A 12,220-nucleotide genomic window follows, 5' to 3' on the forward strand; every position below is an offset into this window, starting at 1 on the left:
TAGTCTGGATGGGAGAAGAACGAGTGAGATGACAGTCTATGAAAAAATTGTTTTCAAATAGGCTTATTTGTTGATGTCTTATACTCCCAAAACCCCTTTGATGTAAAGGGGTTTTTATTTTTTATTGCTAACGAGAGAAGGGAGAAGGATAAGGCACAAAAACAGGTGGATCAACTTTAAAAGTTAAGGATAGAAGTGCTAATAAAGTAGAGTAGGTGATGGAATGTTTACAGGACTTGTAGAGGATATTGGTATCATAAAAGCCGTGCAAAGCGATCGGGACAGTATGAAAATTACGGTTCAATCAGCCAAGATAACGGAGGATGTCAAGCTTGGTGACAGTATAGCGGTCAATGGAGTTTGTTTAACGGTGACAAATTTCACACAACAGCAGCTTACGATGGATGTTATGCCTGAAACAGTCAAAGCAACAAATCTACAGCAGCTGGCAATAGGTGATTCTGTTAATTTGGAGCGTGCCATGCCTGCTAATGGGCGATTTGGTGGCCATTTTGTTGCTGGTCATGTTGATGGAGTCGGCAAAATTTTGCGAAAACGTCCAGTAGCAAACGCCGTTTATATTGATATCGAAATGTCAGAGGAACTAACCAACTTTTGTATTCCAAAGGGTTCCATAACAATTGATGGCACAAGCTTAACCCTTTTTCATGTTGAAGCCAAGAGTGTCACAATTTCACTTATTCCTCATACTTACAAAGAAACCGTTTTAGGTATGAAGAGGGTTGGAGCAATCGTTAATATCGAAACCGATTTAGTTGGAAAATACATTATAGGGCAATTAAAAAAGGGGCAAACAACGCCAGCTATTACAAGAGATTATTTAGCACAACATGGTTTTTAAATCACAGAATAGGAGTTGATCATCGTGCTACATTCAATTGAAGAAGCCATAGAGGATTTAAGGCAGGGCAATATGATTGTGGTGGTTGATGATGAGGATCGAGAAAATGAAGGAGATCTTCTGGCACTCGCTGAATTCATCACACCAGCAACAATCAACTTTATGGCAACCAATGGTAGAGGTTTAATTTGCACGCCGATTTCGCAGCAGCTTGCACAAAAGCTAGATTTATATCCAATGGTTCAGCACAATACAGATAACCATCAAACCGCATTTACGGTAAGTATCGATCATGTAGAAACAACGACAGGGATTAGCGCCTTTGAGCGTGCGCTAACGATACAAAGAATGATAGAAAAGCAAGCTAAGCCAACTGATTTTCGTCGACCAGGCCATATTTTTCCGTTGATTGCGAAAGAGCAAGGCGTGCTGGAACGGAGAGGGCACACGGAGGCCACTATTGACCTAGCGAAGCTTTGTCATAGCGTACCTGCAGGTGTTATTTGCGAAATTATGGGTGATGATGGGCATATGCTTCGGTTTGAAGAACTAACAAATTACGCTGCACATCATGGCTTAAAAATGATCTCGATAGAAGCATTGGTTGCTTATCGTAAACAATTATCCACTAATAAAACTAAAATTTCTATGTAAAAAGGAGAAGGAACAATGGGTCAAACATTTGAAGCACAATTAATTGGAACGGATTTGAAAATTGCAGTAGTAGTGGGTCGTTTTAATGAGTTTATTACTAGCAAATTATTGGATGGGGCAATGGATGGTTTAACTCGTCATGGGGTTGATTCTGCATCTATTGATGTTGCATGGGTGCCAGGGGCTTTTGAAGTTCCTTTTATAGCAAAACAACTGGCAGAAACAAAGAAATATGATGCTATTATTGGTTTAGGTACTGTTATTCGTGGCTCTACAACACACTATGACTATGTTTGTAATGAATCGGCAAAAGGCATTGCCAATGTGTCATTGTCAACGAATGTACCTGTTATTTTTGGAATTGTTACTACCGAAAATATTGAACAGGCAATTGAACGTGCAGGAACGAAATCTGGTAATAAAGGCTATGATGCGGCAATGTCTGCAATTGAGATGGCAAATCTAAAGAAAATGATTGGATCAGGACAATTTGAATAGTCGTCACAACATTTGTTTCTTTGAATATTTTGAACAACCATGGGAAAAATATGCTTAAGTGTATTTATTGAAGGTGATTGTTTTCATAAATGTACTAATCTTGAGCTGGCTCAGTAGGAGATGAGAAGTATTTCATCAATGGAACAAATTAATTTGAAAATGTTGAAATCACTATTTCAACGCTCTGCTGATGTGATTTTCCAACAATATAATTTTCAGCAATATACAGTACATTTTATAACTTGTGATGCAATGGTCAATGAGCAAATTCTTCAAACTGTGGTTGTTCAACGTGTTCAATCTTTGTTAAGCAATGTCACGGAGGACATGCTAGAGGAAGAAATTGAACAGCATTTACACATTCCCTATTTACAAAAGATTTTATCGAAAGAGGATGCGGTAACTAGGGTCTATAAAGGCCATGTTTTACTGTATTTTGAAGAAAATCAATTACTTTATTCTAGTGATATTTCAAAAAGACCCAATCGAGAGCCTGGGGAAACAACATTAGAACTAGTAGTAAAGGGACCTAGAGATGACTTTATTGAAGATGTTTTTATTAATATTGCTTTATTAAGAAAACGATTACCGACTAATTCTTTTAGTGTAGAGACATTAGAAATTGGTAAGCGTTCTAAAACAACCGTAGCCATACTATATATGGAAGACATTGTGAATTTAAATATGCTGGAACAAATTCGACTTCAATTACAAAAAATTGACACGGATATTGTTATCAATGGCGACTTATTAATGGAAAAAATTGAAAAGACAGCGACAATTCTTCCAAGACATGATTATACAGGGAGACCTGATTTTGCTATGCAGGCCTTAATTAGAGGAAGAATACTCTTAATGATTGATGGTGTGTCCTATGCCATAATTACACCTGCAAATATTATGTTGCTCTTTAAATCAGCAGAGGATAATGAGTACCCACTCATTGTTAGCTCGATGGAACGATTACTCAGAATTGTCGGGATATTAATAAGTATGCTACTGCCAGGTTTTTGGCTTGCATTGACGACATATCATCAAGAACAGCTTCCATTTCTACTACTGGCAACGGTTGTCGAATCGAGAACGGGATTGCCTTTCCCAACCATTCTAGAAATTTTAATGATGCTATTTATGTTTGAATTGTTTCGTGAAGCCAACTTACGTCTTCCGAGTGCCGTCAGTGGCTCAGTTAGTGTGGTAGGAGGACTAATTATTGGGGATGCAGCGATTAAAGCAGGTGTTACAAGCCCCTCAATGATTGTTGTGATTGCCATTTCCAGTATCGCTGCATTTACATTGGTCAATCAATCCTTTGTGACGGCTATGAGTATTTTTCGATTAATCATTATTATGGCTTCGGCGTTTTTTGGTTTATTTGGTTTTTTTATATCCGTGTTTTTCATCCTTTTATACACTGCGAATATGAGAGTCTTGGGAGTGCCATACGTAAACTTTAGTGCCGATTTTGAAAAGGGCAATATACGTAAGTCCCTATTGCGACTATCTCCAAAGGGCTATAGTAAACGACCTACCTTTCTTAAGCCGCAAGATCAAACACGGACTTCAAGTAAAAAATAAGCATATTGTGATGAGATCAGGTATTGTTGATACCTGATCTTTTTTTGATACCTTTGCTTTAGTGGTTTTTTCAATTTTCCATTTAAATAGGAAATGAGACATAAAAAGTTATTACTTATCTTTTTAGTTTACTTTCTTGTCAAGGATTATTAAACTATTTGTTACAGTGTGTAATTTTGGGTATGAATAAAATAAAAATTGATTTTGTGTTTTAATTTATGTAGGATATACAAGCAATGTTTGCTTTACAAACAAAAAATAGAGTTAATTATAATATAATAATATTCTAGAATATTTATAGATGAGGAAGTACCGTTTTTTATGAAAAATAGAAAAATAAAACTAATATTAATTCTATCAACGATTTTATTATGTTTGTTTACAAGTTTAAACATCTTTACATCCTATGTAAAAATAAAAAAGACCGTTGAAGAGTCGATTGCCAATCAAAGCTTAGAGGCAGCCCATTCTATTGCTGCATCCATAGATACGGATGCCTATCAGCAATTTTTAAATAATCCACAGGAAAATGATTATTATTGGAAAGTAAGAAATTATTTAAACGATGCAAGGATAAAATTAGGTGCACTATTTGTTTACACCTTAAAGGTGGATAATCCTGAAGTATCTATAGCCATGATTACAGGGATGCCAAAAGAAATGAAAGAGGGCTTCGGTATTGGCGTGGTTTGTACTGTCCCTGCAAAGCATGTTGAAAAGGCCTATAATGGTGAAACCTATGTTACAGAGGTAATTCATGATTCTGAACATGGGTCTTATTTATCTGTTGGTGCACCCATCAAAGATGATAATGGAACAATTATCGGGTATTTAGGCATTGACATTAGTGCAGATACGCTAAATGGTATTAAGGGTAAAGTCATTGAAGACAACCTATTTAATTTTATTTTTAATGGTGTACTTATTTTAATTGTCATCGGTTCTTTTTTATTTTTACAAAGATGGTATCAAAAAGAGGTAGCGAAGGAAGTTGGCGCTACAGAGGACACATATCTAGCAGAAATCAAAACATTGATTACTTCGGTGTCGTCCCTACGTCATGATTTTACGAACCATATCCAAGTGTTACATGGTTTATTACAATTAGAAAAAACAGATCAGGCGAGACAATATTTATCCTCACTATCAAAAGAAGTTCAGGCGATCAAGTCATTAAAATTAAATATTGATCATCCAGGTTTGTCCATCTTATTGCAAACGAAGAAATTAACGGCTCAAAATCACCATATTGATATGGATTTTACGCTTTCTCAAAATGATTTTAATAAGATTAAAACGACAGATTTAATCAAGATTCTATCCAATTTAATTGATAATGCGATTGATGCTGCTGTTGAATTACCTGAGGAACAACGTAAGATTAAGATTTGCTGTACAGCAGATGAATCACAGTATGAATTTAAAATTACCAATACAGGGCCAAATATTGCGAATCCTGATCACATATTCAAACAAGGATTTTCAACGAAAAAACATGAGAATGGTAGACTAAGAGGACAAGGTTTATTTATTGTCAAAGAAATTGTCACTAAATATAATGGTCATATTTCAATTGATTCATCAAAACATTTAGAAACGACTGCTATTGTCAGAATTCCAATAAAATAACAGAAAAAGGCTTCCTACAAAAAGTTGTGGGGAGCTTTTTTCTATGTACAGCACATACATTACAAAGTAGAAAGTGATATGATGAAGGAGATGAAGAAAATGGAAAAGGGTCTCCTAGCGTTATTGAGAAAAGGTGGGCTAACCTTATATGCAAGACACGGAACAGCAACTATTGGTGTAGATCAAGCATATGGTACATTTCAAAGTTGTCAAAATCAACGGAATTTATCCGATCAAGGTCGTAGGGAGGCAATTTATTATGGTCAAATGCTACGCTATTGGCAAATTCCCATCCTTTCCACCATCACTACCAGTCCTTTTTGTCGGACCATTGAAACAGCACGTTTGGCATTTCCCAACAGCAATCTCCAAATTGACCCCTTCTTGTTTGAAATCTTTATGTTAGGTGGCAATCTTCCTACAGTAGTGCAAAGCAGTATATTAACGATTTCTACATCGATGCTGGAAATCATTCCACCTGAGGGCATAAACAACATAATCATTGGGCATAGCTTTCCAAGAAATGTAGGGCTGGGCATCATTTCGAATATGGGGACGGTTGTCATAAAACCTAAAGGTCAAGGACATGGTTATGAGATTGTGAGAAAACTAACCTTAGAAAATCTAGCAGCATTAGATTCCATTTGAAAAGAGGGATTGTATGAAGATTAAAACAGTTGCACAATGTACATTAGATGAAGTATTGAAAGCATGGAACAAAGGCTTTGAAGGTTATTTTATTGAAATTAATATGACAGCAGAAATGTTTTTACAGCGACTAGTGGGGGAGGGCTTATCTCCTGAGCATTCTATTGTCGTTTTTGATCAAGAGGAACCGATTGCCATTGTGATGAATGGCTTTCGTACCATCGATGGCCAAAAAACAGCTTGGAATGGTGGGACTGGTATTTCTCCAGCATATCGTGGTAAGGGTGTCTCGCGCCTATTAATGGAGGAAACCCTAACTATCTATAAGCGAGAAAATGTAGAGTTGGGTACGTTAGAAGCCATTAAGGAAAATCAGGTAGCCATTGCCTTGTATGAAAAATATGGTTATGTGGTTGCCAATCAATTACTATTTTTAAGCGGCGAGTATGAAGCCAAGGTAACATCTACAGTAGCCCTTCATATAGCGACCATTCGCCCAGAGCAGCTAGCACATCTATCTTTCTATCGGGAAGATGTTCCTTGGCAGTGTAACTGGCAGAGCGTGAAGCATGGGGAAGCAAAGGTGTTTTATAATGATAACAATGAACCACTTGGCTATATGCTATACAAAACATTGTGGAATGAATATGGTGAGGTGGAGCGTATTCTACTTTATCAAATGGTAATACTAGAGGAAAGTAATGTAGAGTTAATAACACAGTTTTTAGCAAGTATTACAACACATAAAGTCCATTTGACGACAGTGAACTTCTTAGCGAGCAATCCAGCAACAAGCTATTTGTTAAAGCATGGATTAAAGGTGACAACAGAGCAGGTACAGATGACAAAGCAACTATAAGCTTGGTTGTCGTTCAGTATACGAAGTGATAAAAAAGTGGAAATAGAGCAATGAAGTATATAATGCAATCGGACCATGTTTTAAACAGAGAAAAGTAATCTATTATTATAAAACAAGAAGGTACTCCTTATGGTGATGTATACACCATAGGAGTACCTGCTATAAAAGTAATGGACCTATTGATTAGTTTGAGGGTCTTGGGACGCCCCATTATTATTGTTATTTTCAGGATATTTCTGGAGTTGCACCGAATTAATTGATGTGTTCGATAGCGAATAAGTTCCTTTCGCCAAAATCAGAACCTTAGCAACATATTCTGTAGATGAATCAAGTTGATTACCAAATGCATCTACTGGTTTGCTTAGCGCTTGGCTAACGTTGGAGAGAGGATTCGGTTGAATTCTGGTGCTATTTGGATTGCTAATAGCATCCCCCAATTTGAAACTTTCTGCTTTATCCTTCGGCAACATAAACACTCTATACTCCGTTACGCTTTGACCATTTTTGACATCGAAACTAATGTTAATATCGTTATATTTATATCCCTTATTCAAGAGACTAAGTGTCACTTTCTCCACTGATCCAGCGGCTGAAAGGTCTTCCAAAACAATGTAGGAAGATGGGTAGGATAAGCTATACATTTCCTTAGAATTTCCACCACCTACAGACAAGATATATACGCGATATTCTTCGCCATTCGTTATAAGTCTTCCGTCTGTATCTCTACTAGTAGCTCCCAATTCCATACTATATTGGCCTTTACCCCAACTTGTATAATTAGTTGCTCTAATAGCTGTGTTCAGATCAAAGTCATTTGCCTTTGATGCGGGTACAACTAGAATACGGTAACTATCTATATTTGATTCATCAGAAGGTTTTGTAAACGATATCTGTAGGTCTCGACCATCTCCATAATCACCAACATCGCTTACATTAATATTGCTTACTGCCTGAACAGCTTTGCTTTTACTAATTGTAATCACAGCTGAAGGAGAGGATAGAGCATAGGCATTTGAAGAGTTACCATTTGCAACAGTCAGTACATAGACGCGATAGCTAGTTCCTTCTGTAATAAAATTACCTCGTACATCCCTAATCCCATCTAACGTTCTATTCGCTACTAAATTTCCACCTTTGCCTTCTGTGATGTAATAAGAGCTACTATTGGCTTGTGAAAGATTAAAGCTACTGTAATAGGCAGTTGGTACCATTAGAATCCGATAATGATTAACATTCGATTCATCTGTAGGCTTCGTGAATGTTACTTGCACATCACGGCCATCCCCTTTATCATCGATATCTGCAACATTCAGATTAGTTACAGCTTGCACTGTGAAGTTTTTAGTTAGTGTAATCGTAGATGTTGCGGCAGTTAGCGCATTGTTTCCTAAGGTATTTCCATTGGCAACCGTCAATACATAGATACGGTAGTTCGTACCTTCTTTAATAGTATTTCCGCGTACATCCCGAGTATTTTCAGTTAACGCTTGCTCATATGTGGTTTTCCCAGATTTGTTAATAGTCGTGTAATTGCTGCTGGATACGCTATTAGCATCCGTCAGACTAAAATTATTGTAATTTGCTGTTGGTACCACCATAACCCGATAGTGATTAATAGGTGCCTCATCAGCAGCTTTATTGAATGACACAAAGAGGTCACGACCGTTACCATTATCACTCACATCGCTGGCAATGATATTCGACACTGCACCCACATTGTTGCTTAGCAGCGAAATCATATTGGAGGCTGGAGAAAGCACATTATTTGCAGAGTTATTAGTTACTGCCATAATAAATACACGGTAGCTAACGCCATTTTGAATAGCATAACCGTCAGTATCTTTTGCTCCTGCAGAGAGCATCTGCGTAATATTGTTGCCTGTTTTGTTCACTTGTGTGTAATAAGTGTTAGGTAAACTGTTGGCTTTTGTCAATGTAAAGTTCGTATAGTTGTTAGCTCTTACAACAAAAATTCGGTAAGAGAGAACATTCGATTCATCAGACATTTTGTTGAAGCTAACTCTCAAATCGCGTCCATCGCCAAAATCATTAACATCATCTACTTGTGTAATAATCGGAGTAGATACAGTAAGCGTTACTGCTAATGAAGCAGGTGAGAGTTTATTCATGCTAGAATTTGTATTACTTACAGACATAACGAACGCTGTGTAGGATTCGTTATTCTTTATAAAGTCACCTGAAGTATCTCGTGTTGAGGAGGACAGAGTTGCTATCAACGTACTGCCGTTGCTTCCCGATTTGTCCACTGTTGTATAATAATTGCTGGATAAATTATTCGCAGTGGTAAGACTAAAATTGTTAGCATCCTTGGTCTTTACTATAAACACACGGTAATTGGACGTATTGCTATCATTCTGTGGACGAGTAAAGCTAACTGAGACATCACGTCCATCGCCAAAATCGTTAATATCGCTAATCTTCACATTTGTTACCGCTGTAACAGTAGACATGTTTGTTAGAGTAATCTTCGGAGAAGAAGTTGATAGTACGCTAGAATAAGAACCTTTGCCAATGGCAAGTATATAAACCACATAAGACTGATCATTTTTTATGTAGTCTCCGTCCACATCTCGTGAGCTTTGCAATAAAGTTATGGCACGATTCGCATTTGAAGTCGATACCACCGAATAATTAGAAGAGGAGACTTTAAGAGCTGATGACAAATTAAAACTTTTAGAAGCCTTCACAACCATAACCCGATAATGATCTACATATGATTCTGTAGACGATTTAGAGAAGCTAACCTCAAGATCACGCCCATCTCCCTGATCATTCACATCTCGAACTGACACATTGCTCGCTGGAGCAATACTGATATTACTTGGCGTGTCAGATTTAATAGATACTTGCTGTTTTTCTGAGTTCCAATCAACATCCTGCCCAAGTGCTTCACTGACGAAGCGTACTGGTACCATTGTTCTACCTTTTAATACCTGTGCTGGTACATCAAGCGTTACTGTCTGGTTATTAATAGTAGCTGTCTTCGATTTAATCTTGAGAACTACCGTTGTATCACCTTTTATCCCTGTGACTGTTTGAGTCTTTTGGTCCCAGTTTACGCTTGCATTCAATGCTTCAAAGATCGCTCTAAGTGGTAGCATAACACGTCCTTGAATCATCGCTGGTGGCTGATCGGTTTTTAATTGCACCCCATCCACATTAATTGTGATGGCTTTTGCCGCTTGTGCGGTTGCCGGCTGCAATACTAACGGTACAATAAGTATCACAGCAAAAAGTAAAGTCCATATTTTTTTCATAAATTCCACCCTTCTTCATGCCATTTGAATGACTTAGCATGACATCTAATTTAACGTATGAGCATCCTAAAAGTTTCACCCTTTTACCTTTTGAAGAAAATTTAACCATCATGCAGTTTTGATACTTATTCTGGCTTACTTTCCTTACAAGATGATTGAAAAGAGTAAGGGAATTTTGAGTGGATAACCTCACACTATTCGACGTAGGAGAATTGAATAAAGCAGGTTAAATTGAAGTGTTACAATTTACGGGAAGTGCAATTTTCTTAAAATAACTGCACGACTGTATGTATATTACCAACTAAATTTTTTATGACATATTTTTTGTACACTTTCACCAAACTAAGGGAAAGGCAGAGGAAGGTGAAGAGATGCAACAACCATTTGATGTGGGTGATATTGTTTATATTTTTTACCGCAATCCACATATTCAAGATGTAACGAATATACAGGAAGCGGCAGTCGTTTATCATCCAGAAAAACCAGAGGAGCTAGCTCTATTTTTATTTGAAACCTATTATCCAATCACGAATGACATGGTGATTTTTGCAAGCGAGATGGCGGCTGAACAGGCCTATCACCAGTATTTTCATTAAGGGAGGACTCATATGATAAAGCCATTTACCCCTCAGCTTGTTTATTTTGAGCCAGATGCCCTCCAGTATCCATTAGGTCAGGAGCTAAAAGAGAAGTTTGAGCAGATGGGAATTGAAATTCGCTATACAACTTCCCATAATCAAGTGAGAAACCTTCCTGGAGACAATGATTTTCAAAAGTATCGGGTAGCAAAATCGACCTTAGTAGTGGGTATTCGAAAAACATTAAAGTTTGATACATCTAAGCCCTCAGCGGAATATGCCATCCCATTTGCGACTGGCTGTATGGGACATTGTCATTATTGCTATTTACAAACAACTATGGGCAGCAAACCTTATATTCGGACGTATGTCAATGTCGATGAAATCCTAGAACAGGCCGATCACTATATGGCTGAACGAGCACCTGACATCACTCGCTTTGAGGCATCCTGTACTTCTGATATTGTAGGAATTGATCATCTTACGCATACCTTAAAGCGAGCCATTGAGCATTTTGGACAAAGTGAGCTAGGTCAGTTACGATTTGTAACGAAATTCCATCATGTGGATCATTTATTAGATGCCAAGCATAATGGTCGTACAAGGTTTCGTTTTAGTGTCAATGCTGATTATGTGATTAAGCACTTTGAGCCAGGTACATCACCATTGGAAAAGCGCATTGAGGCAGCGGGGAAAGTGGCAAGAGCTGGATACCCACTCGGATTTATTGTTGCGCCAATCTATCTTCATGATGGCTGGCAGGAGGGCTATTATCATATGTTTGAGCGATTGGACGCTGAATTGCCAAAGGATGTGCGCGATGACATCACCTTTGAATTTATTCAACATCGCTTTACAAAGCCTGCAAAACGAGTGATTGAAAAAAATTATCCAATGACAAAGCTAGAGCTCGACGAGACGGTAAGACGATATAAATGGGGCAAATATGGCATTGGTAAATATATTTATCAAAAAGAGGAAGAGGAAGACATTAAGGAACATTTGTATCGCTATATGCAGAAATTTTTCCCTCAAGCAAAATTAGAATATTTTACATGATAATTAGAGAGAGAACGGCTTGTTTTCTCTCTAAATTAATTGTGCGATATAAGGTTCAATATATCGACGATCTTTTAAATCGTTTGGTAAATGGTAAAGAGAGAAATATTGCATTGTCTCTGATTCATTGTAATCAATCACTAAATTACCAAGCACATTTCTTGTATAGAAGACTGCTGTAACGGCGTATAATTCGTCCCCATTCGAAACTTTAAGGTAACAATCCGGACCAGAAAAAACACCTAGTAACTGTAAATCTGTGATGGCTAGTCCTGTCTCTTCTTGTACCTCTCTTTTGGCAGTATCCTCTAAGCTCTCGCCTAATTCCATTAAGCCTCCAGGGAGCCCCCAACCGCCATCATATCTTTTTTGTAATAATATTTCGTTTTCAGTATTAAGAATGAGAACCACCGAACCAGGTAAAATAATTGGTTGGTGTCCTACATACTGTCTTAAAAATTTATAGTATTCCATAATGACACCCCTTTCTCTAAATAGTTTTAATTGGTAAATTCTTCTTAATTATGGTCTTTGTATAATCTGAAAGTCAATGGTAACGCTAACAGAGATTGTTGTG

At 37.4% G+C, this 12,220-nt stretch carries 11 protein-coding genes; 9 read left to right on the forward strand and 2 right to left on the reverse strand.

Annotation, left to right across the window (positions count from 1 at the left end; all coding sequences use genetic code 11):
• The first annotated feature begins 223 nt into the window (after window positions 1-223).
• From ribE (B3D98_RS13945) to B3D98_RS13975, 7 genes are all read left to right on the forward strand, one after another.
• Window positions 224-862 carry a riboflavin synthase gene (gene ribE, locus B3D98_RS13945; protein ID WP_257961396.1) on the forward strand — a complete coding sequence of 213 codons (639 nt, stop codon included), beginning with the start codon at window positions 224-226 and terminating at the stop codon, window positions 860-862.
• A 24-nt stretch (window positions 863-886) separates the two neighbouring features.
• On the forward strand, window positions 887-1,516 hold the full coding sequence (gene ribB, locus B3D98_RS13950) for a 3,4-dihydroxy-2-butanone-4-phosphate synthase (protein ID WP_048390479.1): 630 nt from the start codon (window positions 887-889) through the stop codon (window positions 1,514-1,516).
• A 15-nt stretch (window positions 1,517-1,531) separates the two neighbouring features.
• Complete coding sequence (ribE, locus tag B3D98_RS13955) at window positions 1,532-2,014, forward strand: 6,7-dimethyl-8-ribityllumazine synthase (protein ID WP_048389922.1); 483 nt, start codon at window positions 1,532-1,534, stop codon at window positions 2,012-2,014.
• 138 nt (window positions 2,015-2,152) lie between these two features.
• On the forward strand, window positions 2,153-3,592 hold the full coding sequence (locus B3D98_RS13960) for a spore germination protein (protein ID WP_103117739.1): 1,440 nt from the start codon (window positions 2,153-2,155) through the stop codon (window positions 3,590-3,592).
• A gap of 321 nt (window positions 3,593-3,913) precedes the next feature.
• Window positions 3,914-5,221, forward strand: a complete 1,308-nt coding sequence (locus B3D98_RS13965; protein ID WP_103117740.1) for an ATP-binding protein — start codon at window positions 3,914-3,916, stop codon at window positions 5,219-5,221.
• A gap of 99 nt (window positions 5,222-5,320) precedes the next feature.
• A complete protein-coding gene (locus tag B3D98_RS13970; RefSeq protein WP_066037654.1) occupies window positions 5,321-5,869 on the forward strand; it encodes a histidine phosphatase family protein in 549 nt (182 codons plus the stop codon).
• Between the two features lie 13 nt (window positions 5,870-5,882).
• A complete protein-coding gene (locus tag B3D98_RS13975) occupies window positions 5,883-6,728 on the forward strand; it encodes a GNAT family N-acetyltransferase (protein WP_103117741.1) in 846 nt (281 codons plus the stop codon).
• A 176-nt stretch (window positions 6,729-6,904) separates the two neighbouring features.
• Here B3D98_RS13975 and B3D98_RS13980 read toward each other — a convergent pair whose 3' ends face one another.
• Window positions 6,905-10,006: a copper amine oxidase N-terminal domain-containing protein gene (locus B3D98_RS13980; protein ID WP_288583690.1), complete on the reverse strand. Its 3,102-nt coding sequence runs from the start codon at window positions 10,004-10,006 to the stop codon at window positions 6,905-6,907.
• Between the two features lie 371 nt (window positions 10,007-10,377).
• Between B3D98_RS13980 and B3D98_RS13985 the strand changes: the two genes are divergently transcribed.
• Both B3D98_RS13985 and splB read left to right on the forward strand, forming a co-directional pair.
• Window positions 10,378-10,602, forward strand: coding sequence for a transcriptional regulator SplA domain-containing protein (locus tag B3D98_RS13985; RefSeq protein WP_004232790.1), 225 nt, complete (start codon window positions 10,378-10,380; stop codon window positions 10,600-10,602).
• A 12-nt stretch (window positions 10,603-10,614) separates the two neighbouring features.
• Window positions 10,615-11,643, forward strand: a complete 1,029-nt coding sequence (gene splB, locus B3D98_RS13990; protein WP_048389930.1) for a spore photoproduct lyase — start codon at window positions 10,615-10,617, stop codon at window positions 11,641-11,643.
• A gap of 30 nt (window positions 11,644-11,673) precedes the next feature.
• On the opposite strand, the gene B3D98_RS13995 is transcribed toward splB, so the two are convergent.
• Window positions 11,674-12,117, reverse strand: a complete 444-nt coding sequence (locus tag B3D98_RS13995; protein ID WP_048389932.1) for an NUDIX hydrolase — start codon at window positions 12,115-12,117, stop codon at window positions 11,674-11,676.
• Window positions 12,118-12,220: the final 103 nt, after the last annotated feature.

Source organism: Lysinibacillus sp. UBA5994, assembly GCF_002429725.1.
In the GTDB taxonomy this organism is placed as follows: domain Bacteria; phylum Bacillota; class Bacilli; order Bacillales_A; family Planococcaceae; genus Lysinibacillus; species Lysinibacillus capsici.